At 41.7% G+C, this 19777-nt stretch carries 14 protein-coding genes and 1 pseudogene; 4 read left to right on the forward strand and 11 right to left on the reverse strand.

What is annotated here, in order from left to right:
* Positions 1-89: 89 nt before the first annotated feature.
* The 9 genes from C3V36_02965 to C3V36_03005 form a co-directional block, all read right to left on the reverse strand.
* The gene (locus tag C3V36_02965; protein AVM70418.1) at positions 90-2126 is read right to left on the reverse strand and encodes an alpha-glycosidase; all 2037 of its coding nucleotides are present in this window, start codon (positions 2124-2126) and stop codon (positions 90-92) included.
* Between the two features lie 877 nt (positions 2127-3003).
* Complete coding sequence (locus C3V36_02970; GenBank protein ID AVM68301.1) at positions 3004-3984, reverse strand: sugar isomerase; 981 nt, start codon at positions 3982-3984, stop codon at positions 3004-3006.
* A 74-nt stretch (positions 3985-4058) separates the two neighbouring features.
* On the reverse strand, positions 4059-4880 hold the full coding sequence (locus tag C3V36_02975) for an ABC transporter permease (GenBank protein ID AVM68302.1): 822 nt from the start codon (positions 4878-4880) through the stop codon (positions 4059-4061).
* Between the two features lie 11 nt (positions 4881-4891).
* Complete coding sequence (locus C3V36_02980) at positions 4892-5773, reverse strand: ABC transporter permease (GenBank protein ID AVM68303.1); 882 nt, start codon at positions 5771-5773, stop codon at positions 4892-4894.
* A gap of 38 nt (positions 5774-5811) precedes the next feature.
* Positions 5812-7122 carry a hypothetical protein gene (locus C3V36_02985; protein AVM68304.1) on the reverse strand — a complete coding sequence of 437 codons (1311 nt, stop codon included), beginning with the start codon at positions 7120-7122 and terminating at the stop codon, positions 5812-5814.
* A 26-nt stretch (positions 7123-7148) separates the two neighbouring features.
* The gene (locus C3V36_02990) at positions 7149-8033 is read right to left on the reverse strand and encodes a fructoselysine 6-kinase (protein AVM68305.1); all 885 of its coding nucleotides are present in this window, start codon (positions 8031-8033) and stop codon (positions 7149-7151) included.
* A 193-nt stretch (positions 8034-8226) separates the two neighbouring features.
* Positions 8227-8955, reverse strand: coding sequence for a hypothetical protein (locus tag C3V36_02995; protein AVM68306.1), 729 nt, complete (start codon positions 8953-8955; stop codon positions 8227-8229).
* A gap of 545 nt (positions 8956-9500) precedes the next feature.
* Positions 9501-10946, reverse strand: a complete 1446-nt coding sequence (locus tag C3V36_03000) for an AAA family ATPase (protein ID AVM68307.1) — start codon at positions 10944-10946, stop codon at positions 9501-9503.
* Between the two features lie 238 nt (positions 10947-11184).
* Positions 11185-11700 (reverse strand): hypothetical protein, encoded by a 516-nt coding sequence (locus C3V36_03005; GenBank protein ID AVM68308.1) that lies wholly within the window; start codon positions 11698-11700, stop codon positions 11185-11187.
* Positions 11701-12108: 408 nt separating this feature from the next.
* Here C3V36_03005 and C3V36_03010 point away from each other — a divergent pair, with 408 nt between their 5' ends.
* The 4 genes from C3V36_03010 to C3V36_03025 all read left to right on the forward strand — a co-directional run bounded on the left by C3V36_03010 (position 12109) and on the right by C3V36_03025 (position 17523).
* Positions 12109-13614 (forward strand): DUF438 domain-containing protein, encoded by a 1506-nt coding sequence (locus tag C3V36_03010; GenBank protein ID AVM68309.1) that lies wholly within the window; start codon positions 12109-12111, stop codon positions 13612-13614.
* Between the two features lie 426 nt (positions 13615-14040).
* Complete coding sequence (locus C3V36_03015) at positions 14041-14220, forward strand: DNA-binding protein (protein ID AVM68310.1); 180 nt, start codon at positions 14041-14043, stop codon at positions 14218-14220.
* A gap of 166 nt (positions 14221-14386) precedes the next feature.
* Positions 14387-15547, forward strand: a complete 1161-nt coding sequence (locus tag C3V36_03020; GenBank protein ID AVM68311.1) for a DNA (cytosine-5-)-methyltransferase — start codon at positions 14387-14389, stop codon at positions 15545-15547.
* A 2-nt stretch (positions 15548-15549) separates the two neighbouring features.
* Positions 15550-17523, forward strand: a complete 1974-nt coding sequence (locus tag C3V36_03025) for a hypothetical protein (GenBank protein ID AVM68312.1) — start codon at positions 15550-15552, stop codon at positions 17521-17523.
* On the opposite strand, the gene C3V36_03030 is transcribed toward C3V36_03025, so the two are convergent.
* Together C3V36_03030 and ltrA are read right to left on the reverse strand one after the other, a co-directional pair.
* Positions 17520-17717, reverse strand: a complete 198-nt coding sequence (locus C3V36_03030) for a hypothetical protein (GenBank protein ID AVM68313.1) — start codon at positions 17715-17717, stop codon at positions 17520-17522. The two genes, C3V36_03025 and C3V36_03030, sit on opposite strands and share 4 nt — an antisense overlap.
* 515 nt (positions 17718-18232) lie before the next feature.
* Positions 18233-19642, reverse strand: a pseudogene (gene ltrA, locus C3V36_03035) (group II intron reverse transcriptase/maturase).
* Between the last annotated feature and the right edge of the window lie 135 nt (positions 19643-19777).

The following is a 19777-nucleotide window of genomic DNA, read 5'->3' on the forward strand; positions in this document are numbered from 1 at the left end:
ATTCTTTTTTTCTCAATTATTCGCGCTGCCCGGGCGGGCGACCTGCCTAAAAAGACCGTTCCGGTTTTGCAGAACAGGGGACAGTTGAACTAATAACCGGCCTTCTTTAAAATCACCGCACTGAACGGTTTTAAGCGCAGCTTAATCCGGCCGTTTTCCACCGGATACATCTCCTTGGCCGTATTATGGCTGTCAGCCGTACTCTCAAAAATCCGCTGGCAGGAATCGTCATCGGAAATCCCGATCTCCCAGACCGGAATCGAAATCTGGCGGCAATCGGCATTGTTATTAAACGCTACCACAATCTTATCCCGCTCGTCAAACCGGCCGTAGGTCAAAACATTATATTCGCCGCCCAGCATCTTCAGCGAGCCGCTGCGCAGCGTCGGAATCGACTTGCGCAAAGCAATCAGCTGTTTATGTACATTGAGCAGCTCTTTATTCTCATTCCCCCAGGGATAGGTTCGGCGGTTGTCCGGATCCGTCCAGCCGCAGACGCCGGCCTCATCTCCATAATAAATGGTCGGTGCGCCCAGCCAGGTCATTTGCAAAACGACCGCTTCTTTCATAATGCCGTAATTAAGCCCCTCACCGGCCGCCTCCGCTCCGGCCGAAGCCGTCCGGCCAACCCGATGGTTGGTTCGGGTTAAAAAGCGGGAATGATCATGATTGGACAGCTCATTCATCGCCACCTGCAAAGCCGAAATACTGAACTTCGCCATATTATAAGTCATTGTATCGCAAAAAGACTGATAATTTCCAAACAAATCCCCTCGGTGCTCATCCGAGTGTTTTTCCATACCGGTAAAAAACCACGAAACCGGCTCCATAAAAGCATCATAATTCATGACCGAATCCCATTGGTCGCCGTTTTTCAGCCAATCCGACGGATCACCGTAATGTTCCGCCAAAATCAGAGCTTCCGGATTCGCCTCTTTGACCGCACTGCGGAAATCCCGCCAAAACTGATGATTGAACTCCTTGCTGTATCCCAGATCAGCCGCTACATCCAGTCGCCAGCCGTCGGTTTTATACGGCGCGCCGACCCATTTTTGTGCTACCTTCATAATCTTACGGTACAGTCCCGGTGAACCCTCATAATTTAGCTTCGGCAGAGTATCGTAGCCCCACCAGCCGTCATAATTGCTGTTGTTCGGCCAGCTGTCCGTCTCATGAAAGTGAAAATAACTATGATAGGGGCTGGTAGCCGAAGTATACGCCCCGGCCGGATACTGACCGCTGCCGCCGTAAAAGCCTTCCCGGTCAAGCCATTTATTAAACGAACCGCAGTGATTGAACACTCCGTCTAAGATAACCCGCATCCCGCGGCGGTGAATCTCCTCGACCAGCTCGGCAAAGAAAGCATTGCTGGCCTCAATATTGGCCGGACTAGTCGTGCGCCGCTGATAAAGACTGGCATATTCGTTGCCCTCCTCACCGGTCAGCGTAGCGCCGCCGTCTTCAACAATTACGCCGAAATGCGGATCTATTGCCTCATAGTCCTGTGTATCGTATTTATGATTGGACGGCGAAGTAAAAACCGGATTCAGGTAAATGACCTCCACTCCGATTTCCTGTAAATAGTCGAGCTTATCCCGTACCCCCTGTAAATCGCCGCCGTAAAACTCGCGAATTCCGTCAGCGGCCGGGAGTTTGTTCCAATCCTTGACCCGCTCAGCCAGCTCACCGATATAGCGATATTCTCCGTCAGCCACATCATTGGCCGGATTGCCGTTATAAAAGCGGTCAACAAAAATCTGGTACATAATTGCTCCCTTGGCCCAATCAGGCGTAGCCAGACCCGGCACCAGCTTAAAATCAAAATAATGATCTGCTTCTCTGGTCGCACCTTTTTTATTATAAAACACCCGGTAGCGACCGGAGCTCAATTCAAAGTAGTACTGGAGCGGCTTAGTCACACCTTCCAGCATAATTTCATAATAATCAAACAGCGCATCGGAACTTACCCGCTTCAGCGGCAGCCTTTTATCTTCATAGCGGAGATAAACTTTTTCCACATTATTTTTTTTCGTTCTCAGCCGCAGCTTAACCGGCTCACCGGGCTTTGGATCCTGCGGAATCCGGTAATTTTGCGTTTCATCACAAAAAATCCCATTTTCCTCCAGAACCGGGTGACGGGTGCTGATATAAGCCAAAAACTTTTCAATTCCGAACATTCTTCTAATGTCCATAAAATCCTCCTTACAGAATTTCTCTCTTTAAGCCTCACCACTCTTTGCCGAAAATGACTGTCTGCGCCGGTTCTTTGCAGCAGATGCCAACGCCAGCCTGCGTGCAGCTATTCGGACGGCCTTTCACCCACAGGCGCCCTAAATGCCATATTCAGGCCGAAGGGCAGACAAAAACAGACTGCCAGAGCAGTCCTCTATTTGATTATATTACAATACCAACTCATAAAAATCAAGCGCAAAATAAATTTTTTACAGTTCAGGCAAACGGATAGTTATGATTGATATGCCGAGGGAGCTTGCTCACTCAAGGCATATCAAGCGTAACTATCCATTTGCTTAACGCATACATGAGCAATTTGACGAAAGCCATTTCGGCAAATTGCGAATGTCTTGCCTGAACTGTTAAAAATGCAAAGGCAAGCAGGTGTTTATACTTGATATGCCGAGGGAGCTAATATCTCTTATTTTCATTTTTTAAAGAGGCAAAAAGAAACACACCCTAATCGTTCGAAAAAAACGAAAGGCAAACATTAAGAACTCATTCCGCAGAAGAGGTTTACCAAAAAGTTTGTCAAAATAAAAAATCGGGTCGAAGATTGAAGCATAATATAATGCCCCCTTACCTGTCAAACCCGATTCCAATAAGCTCCGAAGCAGTCACTCAAGACAAATGCTGCAAGTTTTCAGCAAAGTGCAGAAATACAGAGTGTATTATTATTTAAGCAAGCTAAGAACTTTCTCTCTCAAGAAATCCACAACGTTAACTGCGCCTGAAGTAGAAAAACACTCTGCATTTCCCAACCTCATAATTTTAGTACTCCACTTTCCACATATAGCGTCTGGTTGTATAATCAATTCCCGTTGCTTTCGACAGCGCTTTTGTATATATATTATTTAAAAGCGGCGAAAATAATAAATGATTAAAATATTCAGAAACGGAATCTTTTAGATTATCCAGTCCCAGTTCTTTTGCATCCATAATATAAACCTTATTACCAGCATATTTATCTAAAAATCGAATCACTCTCTCATCTGCTTTTCTCGTCCTTCCATTTGCCACCAAAAGAAAAAATGCTTGATTCTTATCTGTGATCTCAAATGGTCCATGAAAAAAATCACAACTGTTAAACGTCGGCGATTCAATTTGAAGCATTTCCAATAAATTACAAGTAGAAAAAATATGTCCAGAACCGTACGCCGGCCCACTTGCCAGAACCGCAATCGACTTTTCATCTTTCATCTGTTCCGCCCATTTTTCAGCTAATGGCCTACAATACTCTCGAGCTCTTATATATGCTGGCTGAATTTTAGTAAATGCATCCATCGCATCTAAATAATTAGGGTATCCTTCAATCATGTCCACGATAGCCATCGCAATGCGCAGAGCGTTTCCCGCGTTTGTTCTACTCTGATCCTTATCATCTTCCCAGATACTTCCATATTGCAAATTATAGTCACATATCTTTGTTAGCTCCGACGCCTCAACATATTGGCTTATCGTAACGGCACCAAGACGCTTTGCCACTTTTGCTGCCTCAATGGTTTCTTGAGTCCCCCGCATTGATGTAACAACTACAATTGAATTTTTTCCGACTCTCTTTGGCGGTGCATATACAAACTCACTGCTGGTAATCATTTGTGACTGAACAAGCGTAGACTCTCTATCCATAAAATACTGCGCTGCATAGTGTCCGTCATGGGAGCCTCCCGCCGCCACCCATATTACGCTTTTAAGCCCACCGTTTGACTCCATATCTTTAATAATATTCTCAATATGTTCTCTGATTTCCACTTTTTACACTCTCCTTTGCAAATTTCAGTATTATTTTTTATTTAGAAAAACATTATTGATACCTTCAGTATATCTCAACCCTTCACCCCGCCAGCCGTCAGCCCTCTGATAAACTGCTTTTGTAAAAGCAGAAAAGTAATAATCAACGGAACTGATGCAATCACCATTCCTGCCAGAAGTATATTCCAATTTGTTGTTGTTGTACCCTGAAGATTCACAAGCCCCACCGGAATTGTTTTCTTTGCTGTCGATTCCAACAACACATTGGCAAACATCAAATCATTCCATACCGCACGAAAACTGACGATTGCACAAGATGCGATAATCGGTTTGCTCAAAGGTATAATAATACCCCAAAATATCTGTCGAGTTTTTGCACCATCTATGTATGCCGATTCATCTAAACTGATACTAATTCCTTTATAGAATGTCATCAACAGAAAAGTTGCAAACGGAATACGAAATGCCCCTGTAATAATGATCATTCCAATGTATGAATCATAAAGTTGAAGTACTTTTGCCATCTTAAATAACGAAATAACTGCCGACTGTGGCGCAAGCATTAGTCCACCCAAAATAACAACAACCCACAATTTCTTCGTCCAAAATTTGATTCTCGAAATAGGATACGCAGCTAAACAGGCGAATAGCGTTGAAAATATAGTAGACCCTATTGTGATAATGACACTATTTTTCAAATACACCCCAATTCCCGCATTCCAAGCATCCATATAGTTATGAAACTGCCATACTTTAGGGAGTTTCCATGGCTCAAGAAATAATTCTCGATTCGTTTTTAATCCGGTCAATACCATCCAGATTAGCGGAAGAATAATCATAAGTGCAAACAGGATTAAAAGTATGACAGTCCCTACCCGTGCAATTTTCTTTCTCATACTCTCCCCTCCTATCTTTCTGACAAATCATATCCTCTCATCTGTATTAAACCTAATGTGAATGTAATCAGAAAAACAAAAAATGCAATCGCCGATGCGTAACCCATTCGATCATTTTTGAATCCAACCTGATATAAATAAGTGGCAAGCGTCTGCGTCGCCCGTCCCGGACCACCACTAGTCATAACGTAGACTTCATCATAAACCCTGACCGCTCCTGTAATAATAATAATCATATTAATCATGATTGTGTCTTTCATCAACGGAACCGTAATACGAAAAAATTTCTGAACCATATTTGCTCCGTCAATTTCTGCCGCTTCATAGACATCTTCTGAAATACTCTGCATTGTCACAATAAATAAGACCACTGTATAGCCAATATATTGCCATTGGGAAGCTGCGGCAATGCCATATATCGCACTTCTGGCGTTACCTAAAATATCAACGCCGGATGTGTCAATTCCTATCAATTCAAGCAGTGGATTCAGTAATCCGATTGACGGATTATATAACATCTTAAACATTAACCCCGTTACCGTAATCATCAAAAGTGAAGGGATAAAATATATCGTTCGAAAAAGGGACTGCCATTTTCTCAAAAACCGGCTTTCCAAAACTGCCGCGATTATTAGCGAAACCCCAATTTGACAAGCCACCGACATAACGGCAAAAACTATGTTATTTTTAAGCGCAATACGGATTGTATCGTCCTCAAATAACTGCTTATAATATTTAAACCCCACAAACTCCGTTTCCGTCCCCATAGCTCCCCATTTATATAAGCTGTTCACAAAGTTTAACACAATGGGCAGATAAAGAAACACAAGAATCACTGCTATGGCCGGCGCAAGATATATAAACGCAGTTTTTCTACTATTTTTTCTTCCCATGCTTTACTCCTTTTGAAAAAAGTGCAACTTTGAATCTGTTATTTCTGTTCCGCTTTCACTTGAGCCGCTGCCTTTTGAACATCTTTCATTACATCCTTTGCCGATTTTCCGTCAAGCCCTTCTTGCAGGCTGATCATATATTGATCCGCAATTGATGCTTCAACAGCACAATCAAGCCAGTCTGCAACATTGGTATAATTTTCTGCCTCTTTATACGCCTCAACAAGAGCAAGTGTTGCATTCTCTGAATTAATCCCACCAAGCAGCGCATTAGGAAGCCCTGACTCTTTTGTCTGCCTATCTGCCATCTCTTTACTCGTCATAAACTTCAGAAACTTAACAGCTATTTCCGGGTACTTACAAGAACTTGACACCAACCACGCTTCTCCTCCTCCGCCAACAGTCCCCTCATCACCAGCCGCACCTTCCATAATCGGAATCTTAAAAAAGCCCCAATTTTCTGCACCCATAATGTTATCATATTGGGTGAAATCTTGTGTTGCTTCAAGAATGATTGCAGCTTTTCCAATACCAAATTCTTCACGCACTTGATAGTAGTCTTTAGAATTTACATTATTTCCAAAATATCCCTTGCTATTTAAGTCAAGAAATGTCTGCACTGCTTTGATATAAGATTCGTCAGCAAATTCACCAGTCATAGGATTATAATCTTTCTCTAAGGTAGCAGCCGGAATCATTTTGGCATTCAGCATACCTATCCACCACGATGCATACCAAGGAGCAGAGTTTCCAAACGCAATCGGAGTCACACCGGTTTCCTTTAACCGTTCACATACGGTAAGAAATTGATCCCAAGTATCTGGAATTTCAAGTTGTTTTTCTTCAAACACTTTTTTATTGTACAACATATACATAATGCCGCTTCTATACGGAATTGCGTAGGTCTTCCCGTCAATTGTTGAATTATTGAGAAATGCAGGCATAAAGCTGTCCTTCCATGTCTTATCTTCTTCAAGATATGGTGTCAGGTCAAGTGCCTTACCCCCACGCGCAAATCGCTTTACCCGCTCACCGGTCCAAGACATATAAATATCAGGCATGTCCCCACCAGAAGCAATAACTGCCAATTTATCTTTGATTGCCTCATCTGAAACATTTTCCATTTTAATCTCAATATTCTGATTCTCTTTTTCAAACTCGGCCACTGCATCTTTAAAAAATTGTGCATATGGCTCTTCCGGATACTTATTAAGAAAAGTCAATGTAATCTTTTCTTCTGAAAGCCGCTCATTTTCTCTTCCGGAATCATTTTTGGGGGTAGTTGTACAACACGCTAATGCCAATATACTCATGACCGCTGCAAGTATCAGTATCAAATTTTTTTTCATAATCCTTCCCCTTTCAGTAAACTAATTTAAACATTAAAATATTCCGACAATTCCTGTGAGTTGATGTTATAGCTCACCCCTAGTGACCCATCTATAACTACCACTTTTGCCGCATACTCTGCCGCACACTGCAGTGATGCCTTTATCTTATTCTCAGCAGGACCCAGCTCGTCAGCTGCCGCCGATAAATAATTCATTAAGAACGCACTAATAAATGAATCTCCGGCTCCCATCGTATCAATCGCTTTCACTCTACAAATTTCCTGGCTGTAAAACTGTTGACCATCATAAGCTATCGTTGGTTTTTCGCCACGAGTTCCAACGGCAAGAGAGCACCCCAAGCCGACAACTTCTTTTAATATATTTTTTGTTTCTGCTTCGCTCAAATGGCTACTGGATAGAAAGCTAATTTCCACATAAGGGGAAATTTCCAGAATATCTTTGTCGGAAAAGTTATCATAAAAATCATAACAAATCTTAATTCCTTGTTCTGCCAACATTTTTACCTTTTCATTAGAAACCCTTGCCCCCCGACTAATGCATGCAATATCATAAGTTTTAATATAGGCAACTTCCTCCATGGTAAATTGGATAGGAAAACGATCCGTAACCCCATTAAAATTTACTTCCCCAAAAACCCTATCACCGTTTACCAATTCTACTTTCGAATAACCGCTTGACCCAATTTCATGATGCGAATGCTTTGTATCAACTCCGGCTTGTTGTAAGGTATTTTCTAAAATCGCACCGGCCTTATCATTTGCAAAAACTCCCATAAACGCCGTTTCTGCTCCTTGCTTTTTCGCATGATACGCAATATTGAACTCGTTACCGCCCGGATACATCCGGTTTTGATGACAATAGATATCCATTGTTGCAATTCCTATTCCAATAATTTTTGGTTGCCTCATTGCTCTTAAACCTTTCTATCATCTCGGATTAACACGTCTTATTACAAGAATACATAACACCTTCATTTTTGTCAATACTTTTATCAAAAAAATTATTTTTTATATATTCCTTCTAAATATTTGCTACTTTTTTGTACAAAAAAGAGATTTTTCTCAAAATCTCTTTCAAAAAAGTCATATTATCTTGTATTTTCTAAACATACCATTTAAAAAAACGGTCATTATCTCCCCTTACAATATCTTTAACAGTATGTATCGGGTCTCCATTTAAATCAAACACACACATCTCTGATTCAATCACCGGTGTTCCCAATGATAAATCTAAATATCTCGCAATTTCTTCCGTGGCATAGCTAATCTTTACACTCCGACGGCCTTTATTAGAAGGAATCATGTGATATTTCATCATAAGAATCTCATATAAAGATTGAGTTAAGTCCTCTGCTTCTAATTTATTTAAACTTGCCATAAAATGATTTTCTTCAACACTTATTGGAATCCCGTTAACACACCGTATTCGCTTGACCACCATAATCTGATCATCATCCCGAAGTCTAAAAAACTCTTTGTCAAGTTTACTTTTTACCCTTTTTAAGCCCGTCTCCAGAACAATTGTCTTCAGTTCTACGTTCTGTATCTTGGCATCCTCAGTAAAGCTCGTTACGCCAATCGGCAAGCGCAACATATCTGAATGCGCCACAAAACTTCCTTTTCCATGAACTTTAAAAATATAGCCTTCACTTTCCAGTTCCGCCAAAGCATTACGCACTGTAACACGGCTCATTTCGTAGTCTTTCTGCATCTGAGTTTCTGATGGAATTTTCTCTCCAGGTTCCAGTACGCCGGTTCGAATATCTTTTTTTATCTGGTTTTTTAATTGCAAATAAAGAGGCATTGCATTCGTCTTCACTATAGTTCCCATCCTATATCCTCCGTTCTCGTATTATACTTGTATCATCTGAAACTATAATATAACATCACACAGATAATTGCAACCCAAGAGCTTCAATTTCTTTCTTTAATAGCATCTCCTGTAATCAGGAGCAGTTCGCAACTTCTAATTTCAGGAACTTATTAAAAAGAGAAAAATGGTAAAACTCAGAAAAATGATAAGGCAAATTCTCAAAGTAAGTTCTATGGAACTGGAAATCGGAACAAAAATAGAAATACTTTTGGCGGCATGATAAAAATGCTGTTTGTTTCAATGCTTGGTAGAGAAGAATCGATCCTTTTCATAAAAAGAGTCTTTATTTAAAACGATCCCCTCTCTGGAATCAGAAAAAGCGATAACATTGATGAACAAATCTAACCTTATAGAGTCTTTTTTTAATAACAGGCTCTCTAACTGTTATAAATAGGGAGGCTTGCTTACTTTGAAAATTAAGCGCGATTAAAATCTTTCAAAATCCAGAAAATAAAAAGATAGAGTCACTTTAATACCCTATCTTCTCAAAAAGCATGACAACATCACTTATCACAACACACAAATCTCTGCTTTTGGCTCTTCGGTCTATCCGGTATGGTCAACTGTACCAGCCCTTTTTCAATCAATGGATTGATATACGCCTGCATGGCGTATGCCGTCGTACCTATGCCCAGATATTCGGTAATCTCCTGCCGGCTGCGGGGCGTTTTCAAAAATAGGAGCAGTTCCGCTTCCTTATCTGTCATCTTCTCCGGCTGGGCTTTAACGGTATCATTGTACAATGTTACCGTAAACGTTCCCCGCTCATCTGTAAAAACCGGTTCTCTCAGACCGAATTCTTTCATCTCACGGCGAATCGTCGGAATCCCGGAATATCGGTTTTCCGTCAAATGCATAACTTCCAAGGCCGTTACCAGCACCGGATTTCTGGTATCCGGCTGCATTTTCCCTAATTGATCGGTTCTCAGCCGGCCATAAATGCCGCCGGGATTGCGAATTTCCATCCGATCCGGATACATCAAAATCTGTATCGGCATTCCTTCCGCATGAATACTGTAATCCCTGTGGACTAAGCTATTCAGTACCGCTTCCCGAACTGCCGTAATCGGATAGTCGGTCTGATCCTCTCTTTTACCCGTTTGCGGATTGATAATTGTCTTTTGCCGCATATTTTTACGGACAAAGGCAATAGCTTGCTCCAGCATTTCCGGGATATTTCCCTCTATTCTTTGATTATCAATAAAGCGTTCCCCAGACGCACCCAACTCGCCGATCTCTTCCCCCGGCAAATGCACGGCGGTAATACATAGTTGAGGAAAATAGCCTTGTGGATAGAGGCAAAACAGCAAGACAGAACTCAATGTTACCGCACCGTCTCTGGTAATACTCATCAACTCCTCAATCGTTTCATCCGGCAATAAGCTTAAATTAGGCTTTTTCGCTTTTAAACGGCTGATATAATCAGCCAGCAACACTTTGTCCAATACAGCTAACGATGCTCTCGGCACCGGCCGGATATCATCCTGATATTTTTTACGGAATGCTTCATAACTGTATACTTCATATTCCGTCATCGGTTCATCGCTGTCGCCCACCCGAACATAAGAGCCTTTGAGCCGGCCGCGTCCCTGATAGTAGCATGGCCTTTCCGCCAAGTCTAATCCCGGAATCTCAGCAGATACAAAAAACTTTCCCTCTTTTTCTGCCATCGTCAGCAGCGGCCGAACCACCGGCTCCATTTGAAGGCATTGTTCATTGATCTTTTTTTGAATATCCTGTGGGTCATATACGCCACATTCTTTGAAATCATTCTCCTCATCCACTCCAAAAACAAGAACTCCACCATCGTCCTGATTGGAAAAAGCAGACAGCGTATCATACAGTTTTTTGGGACATCCCGATTCCGCCGCCTTAACCTCCAGCGTCTGTGCTTCACATTTTTTTGTCTGGATATCTTTTAGCTTTTCCAGCAATTCCTCGCTTGTCATTTTAGTTATTCCTCCTGCTATTTCATATTCTATCCATTTCTCCTCCAATTGTCAATAAAAATTTTAGTTTTTAACTCTTTATTTTAGTTTTTAAGTTTTATATTTTAGTTATTTTGTCCTTAATTTTTGTTTTTTATCAAAATTTGAGTTTTTATTTTAGTTTTTTGTTTTAAAATTTTAGTTTCTTGTTGCAAAATTTTAGTTTTTGAGTTCCGGTTTTCATTTCCAAACCAAAAAGCTATTCTTTCGCTTGCTTCAGTTCCTTCCATACGCCGCCTGCCAGAAACAGACCGGCAAAAGTGAGAAGCGCCCCCAACGCCAGGGAAATAATCGGCATAATATCATCAATCAGGAGCATCTCACCGCTTTTGATTTTGGGCATCTTATATTTCCCGTTTCTTGACCGATATACCTCAATCTCCTTTGTATCCCCCGCCTCCGTGCGGGTTTCATATTCCGCTTTTCCCTTGTATTCCTGTGTGCCCGCAGAATAAGTAAGTTCTGCCTCCCAGTACATTTCAGGTCTGCCGTAATTGTTTTTTCTTTCCTTAACCTCAACATAGGTTACCTTAGCCGGAACGGTAATGATCTCTTCCGTATCCCGATAATCGTGGTATTCCAAAAGATTGCCAATTAGCCCAACCAAACCCAGCGCCAAAAAAACAAGTCCTACTCCCGCAACACTCAGATCTCCCCAAAACTGATTTTTCAGTCTCCCCTTCCGCCGTTCACGCCGTTCTGCTTTTTTACTCATGCTTAACGTCCTTTCTACAACTAACAATATGTACTTAACTAAGCTTTCTGCCCGGCAGGCATCCATTCCTAATCGAAATACTGTGCATTTCTGCCCGAACGGTCAGTCTGCTTTTGAAAAATGCTCCAACAATGAAAAAATTGAGCTATTAATACTTATATTGTAACACATTTCAGCGACATATCAAGCGTAACTATCCATTTGCGGAACATGCTGATAATTCACTAAAAGCGAATTATCAGGGGCTTGCCTGAACTGTAAGAAATTTAACGCGCGCGGGCATTTATCCTTGATATGCCGGGAGAGCTTGCCGGAACCCTAACTTTTTTTGCTTTGTTGGCAAAACAACAGACGCGTCGGAAACAAGAGCCTATAATGAAAGCAGAAAATAACAAGGAGGACACAAAAATGAGTAAAACTATTGATTTTAGCCGCTCAGTTTACGAGTTGGTAACAGAATACCCGGAGCTAGTGGATATCATGGCCGAATTGGGCTTTACAGAAATTAAAAAGCCCGCTATGCTTCATTCGGTTGGTAAGCTGATGACTATTCCCAAGGGAGCTAAGATAAAAAATATTCCGATGGAAAAAGTGTTGATGGCTTTGATACAGCACGGCTTCACCCTATCGGGAGAAATGCCGGCAACAGCAATGGACGAAGTGCCGGAAACAGTGGCTGCCGTTGCAGCGGAGGAGGCTCCCGTCTCCCGCACCGAGCAGCTTAAAGCATATCTGCGCCGGCTGGGCGCAGGCGAATCCTTGGAAAGCGTCCGGGCGGACTTCGTAGAAAATTTCCAGGATGTAGAAGCATCCGAAATCATGCAGGCCGAGCAGGAACTGATGCGCGAGGGCACGCCTTTGGCGGAGGTGCAAAAACTGTGTGACATCCACTCCGCTCTGTTCCACGGTGCTACACGCGAGGAAAAAATTGCCAATGCCGAAAAAGAGGTGATGGCCTCTGTCCGGCGAGCCAAGGAACTGGCTGCGCAAAAGGACTACGGCAATAAAAACGAACGGGCGGCAGTACTTGCAGCCATCCCCGGTCATCCCCTGCATACTCTGACCCGGGAAAACGCAGTTTTGTCCGGCTGGTTGACGGAAGCAAAGGCGAAACTGGATGCTCACGAAGAGCTGGGCGAGCTTTTCGCCCGCATCCGGGAGCTTTCTGTCCACTACGCCAAAAAGGGCGACCTGCTGTACCCACTGCTGAAAGTAAAGTATGAAATCTCCGGTCCTTCCAATGTCATGTGGACCGTCGACGACGAAATCCGGGATGAACTGGCTGAACTCAGTAAACTTGATGCCCACACCCCGGCATGGGAGGAGCGGCTGCGGGCCGTCCTTCAGCGGGCAGAGGAAATGATTTATAAGGAAAATAACATCCTCTTTCCCATCTGTTCCGTAAATTTCTCAGAGACAGAATGGCATGGCATTTATCGGGATTCCCTGGACTATGCTGACTGCCTGGGCGTGAAAGCCGAAGTCTGGCCGGAAGCAGCGACGCCGGCGGCAGCCGCTCCCGCATCCGAAGGTGAAATCGTGATGCCCGGCGGACATATGACATTGGAGCAGCTCACCGCTCTGCTAAACACCATTCCCTTGGAAATCTCCTTTGTCGATGCCGATAACTATAACCGTTTCTTCAATGAGGGCCCCAAGGTCTTTAAGCGCCCCGGCATGGCGATTGACCGGGATGTTTTCTCCTGCCACCCGCCGAAGATTGAGCCCATGGTACGCTCGATTATTGATGATTTTCGCAACGACCGGCGGGACAGTGTTCCTGTCTGGATGCAAAAAAATGGACGCATCTTCCTCGTCACTTATATGGCGGTTCGGGATAAAACCCGAAAATATCTGGGAACGGTAGAAATTGTACAGGATATGGAGTTTGCCAAAGAACATTTTGCACATTAAAAATAAGCCGGACGGCTCTTCCCTGAGCGCCGGCCTTTTTGCTCCGTATTTATAGCTTTAGAAGTTTCTGCCTCCATCCAAGCAGCAGCCAGAAAAACGTCAAAAAGCTGCAAACCTTTGTCTACAAAGGCTTACAGCTTTTTTGCCGTTCCCGAGGTGATTTGAACACCCGACCTACCGCTTAGGAGTATGGCTTACCACCTCGTGCGGTTGCCGACTACATGACTTCCTATTCAAGAAAACCCTTGATTTTATGGGCTTTTTCGGGCGTTGTATCTGATATGCCAAAATGTTTCATGCAACGTTTTTCGCCTAATTATAAAGTGTCCAATTAGCAAATTCTTAGCAAGAATGTGGTGTTCAATCTAAATCAGATATGGAACCGGGAACGCCTAACTATTGATATTTTATTCCGTAGGAGGCCTTATGTCAAATTGTGAAAACAGAACTTACACCGTCGAGGATATTGCCAAAATGCTGAATATCGGCAGGACAGCAGCTTACAACCTCACGAAAGAGGGGCATTTCAAAATTGTCCGCATAGGAAATACCATCAGGGTTTCCAAAAAGTCCTTTGATGAATGGTTAGATAACTTGGATACTTAACAGAATATCATTCCCCCAACGCCATAGGTAATCAAAACCCTATGGCGTTTTTCCGTAAACCCGATAACAATACTTTTTCACTTTTATAAAATCTGCGAATTCAGTTGCCATACCAAGATTCTGCATGGTATAATAAACTATTAAATAGCTTAACGGAAAGGAGGAGATTAACATTACTATTGTAGATTTGTTTTGTGGCTGCGGTGGAATGTCATTAGGGTTTCAAGAAGCTGGTTTTAATATTTTAGCTGGTTTTGAACATTGGAGTACCGCTATTTCTTGTTATAAAAAGAATTTTTCACATCCAGTTGAAGATGTTGATCTTTCCAATGTAGACCTTTCCGTAAAAACCATAAAAAAATATAACCCTGATATTATAATAGGAGGACCTCCTTGTCAAGATTTCTCTGGTGCTGGAAATAGGATTGAGGGTGATCGCGCAAACTTAACTGTTGCATACGCAAAGATTATCCAAAAAATTTCTCCACAATATTTTGTAATGGAAAATGTCGAGCGTGCATCCAGCAGTGAAGCATATAAAAAGGCTCGTAAAATTTTCAAAGAAGCTGGATATGGCTTGACGGAAAAAGTTCTCGACGCAAGTTTCTGTGGTGTCCCGCAAAAGAGAAAACGCTTTTTTTGCATTGGATATAAAAATGGGCAAGATAGTTTTTTAGACGGATTGCTTTCTACCAATCAATCCGTATTTCCTTTAACGGTACGAGAATACTTTCAACAAGAAAATTATACTTTATCAACAGAGTATTACTACTGTCATCCTCGCTCATATAAACGACGCGGCATTTTTTCTGTTTATGAACCATCTCCTACCATAAGAGGTGTTAATCGTCCCAAGCCCGGAAATTATAAGAAACATACCGGAGATTTGGTCGAACCTGATGGAGTACGTAATTTAACCGCATTGGAACGCTCTCTTATACAAACCTTTCCTCAAAATTTTATTTGGGATGACTCATCTGCTTCAACCGAGCAAATGATTGGAAACGCAGTACCAGTTAAGTTAGCTAATTATGTAGCAACTTGTTTAATGCGTTTTATTAAAGGAGACACTGACTTACATAATCTGCGTTTTATAGACTGGCTTAAAAATGAAAAAAACCTTTCTTCAGAAGTTGCTGGAGATACATTATCAAGAATAGGGCGTGCAAAAAGAATCTTGGATTTTGGTTCAGAAAACTGTGAAAGCTACTTAAAATGTTTACGTAAAGAACCGCATTTTGAAAATATTGTTCCATCAGTACAAGCGCAAATTCGACGGGCAATAAGACTTTATTTTGAATATATTTCTGAGTACAAGGAGGTATAACTGTGAGTGAAGCTAAATTTCAAATGTCTATAAATTTACAGGTACTAAATCATTTGGGGTTGAACCTCTATAGCAATACTTCCGCAGTATTATCAGAAGTAGTTGCAAATGCATGGGATGCAGACGCTACCGATGTGAAAATCCAAATTGACAGAGATACTATTTCTATTACAGATAATGGTATTGGTATGAATTTATTGGATATAAACAATAAATATTTAACTGTTGGGTATCAAAAACGTAGTGAGAGTGGCGAGTCACCTATATTCCATAGACCTGTGATGGGAAGAAAAGGCATAGGGAAACTATCTCTGTTTTCTATTGCCAATATTGTTGAGGTTTATTCTAAAAAGGGCGGAGAAGTTAACGGATTTAGAATCGATACAAATTCTTTAAGGGAAACTATTAAAACCAATGGTACCTACTATCCCGTAGAATTGCCTACTGATGACATATCATTCGCGGATAACGGTACAAAAATTATTTTAAGTGATCTCAAGAAAAAAAGAACGGCTGCTTTATCAACTCATTTACGACAACGTTTAGCTCGTAGATTTGCTATTATTGGTGCAAAAAATAATTTTAATGTATCAATAAATGATGAAGATATTGTTGTGTCTGATCGTAATTATCTTTCTAAGGCACAATGTGTATGGATGTTTCTTCCAGAAAAAGATTCAGATGAATTTAAGAAAGATTTAAAATCACAAACAAGACCAGAAAAAATCAAATTGATAAAAAAATTACCCTCTGAAATCACAATTGGAGAAGTTCCTTACCGTATTACCGGATGGATTGCTACTTGTTCGGAACCAAAAGAATTGAACGATGATGAAAATCTCAACCGCATAGTAATTATGGTTCGAGGGAAAATGGCAAAAGAAGATATTTTTTCTGAAATCGGAACAACTGCACTCTATTCAAAATATGTTTACGGTGAATTATCGGCAGATTTTCTGGATTTAGATGATGAGGCTGATATAACTACAAGTAGCCGACAAGATTTTTTTGAAGATGATGAGCGTTATGTGGCTTTAAAGGAATTCATTAAAAAAGCACTTTCTTCTGTCCGAAATGATTGGGAAGAAACCAGAAGCACCAGCGGCGTTGACGAGGCATGTAAATATGTAGTTGTTAGCGACTGGTACAACGAACTAAAAGGTGATGATAAAAAATCTGCTAAAAAACTATTTGGGAAAATCAATCAATTAACTGTTGAAAAAGAGGAGAAAAAAGAGCTCTTTAAACATGGAGTTCTAGCTTTTGAGTCTTTTAAACTAAAAAATGAATTGAGTCAACTAGAGAAAATTTCAGCAGAAAACATTGCTGAATTTTTACAAGTTGCTGGACGCCTTGATGATATAGAAGCAACCATGTATTATCAAATAGTACAAGAAAGGCTTGCTGTTATCAAGAAAATGCAAAATGTTGTATCCGATGGCAGTCTTGAAAAAGTTATACAAGACCATTTGAGCAAAAATTTGTGGTTGCTTGATCCTTCATGGGATAGAGGAACTGAAGCTCCAATTGTAGAACAAGCATTCAAAACTCAATTTGAAACTATAGACGCGGGTCTCACCCAAGAAGAATTAGATGCTCGCCTTGATATTCGATATAAAAAAGCATCTAATAAACATTTAATAATTGAGTTGAAAAAAGGCGACCGAACTGTAAAATCACAAGAAATAACAGCCCAGGTATATAAGTATTTCTCTGCCACAAAAAAAGTAATGGCTACCTTAAACCAACCAGAACCATTTGAAATCATTGTACTGTTAGGCAATCACTTAGATGGAAAAAACTATGATGAAGAAGTATATCAAGCAACCAAAGACGCATTAAAAGCCTATCATTGTAGAATTATGTACTACGATGAACTTTTAAGAAATGCTCAAAACTTATATAGTGATTTTCTTGAACAGAATAAGAACCTTTCAACTTTGAGTGATATTATTAATGAATTAGAAATTGGCTAATAGACACTACTCTGTGGAACAATCCACACCTTTTCTCCTTGGAAAAATTCTCCGTCTATACGCTGTATAATAACACAATTAGGAAAAAATTTTGACCGTTCAACAATCACATATTTTGCTTGAGTATCCAATTTGGGCGGACATTCGCCTAAAATTGAGTAGCCATATGTGCACTTGATTTTATATTGTTTCACAAACAACCCTCCAATAATCTTAATTAGAAATTATATTTTGCGCAACTTATATTCTTTATATATGCCATAGGTTAACCACCTATGGCATTTTTTAGTATGACGGGCATGCCGTCAATCTGTGGTGCAAGTCCACAAGGGGCATAGTTGCCGACGAACCCCATAGCGACTCCCAAGGTTTACATCGTGAGATGTAGGCGAGAAGAAGGGATAGCGAAATCGTAGCCTGACGAACAGAAACCTGATATTAAGGCGTTTACGGCGGATGAGCTGGCGAAAAGCAGCAAAGTCCAAAAGGCAACCGTAACCCGTAGGCGTAAATCAGGCAGGTAGACGAGGAAAGACCGGCAGGCTTATCCCGTGAGGTCTCACAGACGACGAAACTCGCCGTAGTAACAACGAACTGTGAGAAGTCAGCAGAAGCCGTAGTAGATATGATTCTGAAATGGATGATACCGAAGGGCTGAACCCCCGACCTCTCACACCACCGTGCGCACCGTTCGGTACACGGCGGTTCTTTAGTTTTCACCTACTTGCAGATAATAGCCGACTAAGGACATATATCCGAGGTTGGCTATTTCTTTATTGGTTAGTGCCGTATTCAGCATCAGCGCAGACCGCCATATTCCTTTGCGACTGTTCGCTATCTCCAATACAGCCCATTCGGGTATGTTCAGGCTCCTCAACTTCTTTATTCTCGTTCGTACTTTCTTCCATTGTTTCCAATAGATTGCCCGAATACGATGCCTCATCCATTCATCTGTTTCCCGCAACAGTCGTTTCATATCTGCCAGCTTGAAATAATTCACCCAGCCTCTTATATACTGTTGTAGTTTCAAAATGCGGCTTTCATTACTCCATCCGTTGTTCCTATCCGTTAACTCCCGTAGTTTCTTTTTCCTCTTTTTCACCGATTTTGGATGTACTCGGAATCGAAATCCTTTACGGTTGTAAAACGTATATCCCAGATACTTTACCTTGCTGATGTGAGCCACACAAGTTTTCTCCCTGTTTACTTTAAGGAACAGTTTATCCTCAATATATGGTAGGATATTTCGGAGCGTACGTTCGGCACTTTTCCTGCTCTTACAGAAGATCATACAATCATCCGCATATCGCACGAATCGGTGCCCTCTCGTCTCCAACTCCTTGTCCAACTCGTTCAGCATTATGTTAGAAAGCAGCGGACTTACCGGTCCACTTTGCGGAACGCCGACTTCTGTCCTTTCAAATAGACCGTTTGCCACTACTCCGGCATTCATGTATTTATGAATGAGTGAGATCATTCTTCCATCTTTGACGGTTCTTGATAAGACCTCGATCAGTTTACTCTGACATACTGTATCAAAGAACTTCTCCAAATCCATATCCACTACATAGACATAGCCGTCGTCGGCATTCTTTTGGCATTCTTTTGGCATTGTTTCAGTGCGTCATGCGCCCCTTTGTTCGGGCGAAAGCCGAAACTGTTTTTAGAAAACTGTCTTTCAAACATCGGGGATAATACCTGTGCGATTGGCTGCTGATACACTCTGTCAACCACTGTAGGTATTCCCAACTTCCTAAACGTTCCCTTCTCCTCTTTGGGTATTTCTACCCGTCTGACCGGATTCGGTTTGTATTTTCCGTCTCGTATCCGTTGGTTAAGCTCCTTGCCGTGTTTTCGCAAGTACGATAGAAGTTCATCCACGTCCATTCCGTCCACACCGCCCGAACCTTTCTTCGATTTTACTTGCTTGTATGCCCGATTAAGATTATCCCTCTGTAAAATCTTTTCCAACAGTCCGGTCATCTGCCAGTCTGTGATGATGTCGGTGTTTTCAGCAATCCTTGAACAAGCGGACGCCTCTGCATGCTCTCTCTGTTCCGCAGATATGACCTTCCTTATGAAGTTGTCTGTCCTTACATTTGTCCTTGGTTACTTTCATTTCCTAACATCTCCTAAAGTTCAGCCCTTTCCGAGACGCTTGCAATCCTCTCGGTACTATGGCTTCTGCTGACTTCTCGCCATTCGTTGTTACTACGGCTTCATACTCTGTTTTCACCGCTGACGAGACCTCCCC

It is taken from the genome of Lachnospiraceae bacterium oral taxon 500 (assembly GCA_002999035.1).
Lineage (GTDB): Bacteria > Bacillota > Clostridia > Lachnospirales > Vallitaleaceae > W11650.

Coding starts and splice junctions, on each gene's coding strand:
- C3V36_02975 (AVM68302.1), bottom strand. CDS start 4,880: ATGAGAAAGAAAATTGCACGGGTAGGGACTGTCATACTTTTAATCCTG.
- C3V36_02980 (AVM68303.1), bottom strand. CDS start 5,773: ATGGGAAGAAAAAATAGTAGAAAAACTGCGTTTATATATCTTGCGCCG.
- C3V36_02985 (AVM68304.1), bottom strand. CDS start 7,122: ATGAAAAAAAATTTGATACTGATACTTGCAGCGGTCATGAGTATATTG.
- C3V36_02990 (AVM68305.1), bottom strand. CDS start 8,033: ATGAGGCAACCAAAAATTATTGGAATAGGAATTGCAACAATGGATATC.
- C3V36_02995 (AVM68306.1), bottom strand. CDS start 8,955: ATGGGAACTATAGTGAAGACGAATGCAATGCCTCTTTATTTGCAATTA.
- C3V36_03000 (AVM68307.1), bottom strand. CDS start 10,946: ATGACAAGCGAGGAATTGCTGGAAAAGCTAAAAGATATCCAGACAAAA.
- C3V36_03005 (AVM68308.1), bottom strand. CDS start 11,700: ATGAGTAAAAAAGCAGAACGGCGTGAACGGCGGAAGGGGAGACTGAAA.
- C3V36_03010 (AVM68309.1), top strand. CDS start 12,109: ATGAGTAAAACTATTGATTTTAGCCGCTCAGTTTACGAGTTGGTAACA.
- C3V36_03015 (AVM68310.1), top strand. CDS start 14,041: ATGTCAAATTGTGAAAACAGAACTTACACCGTCGAGGATATTGCCAAA.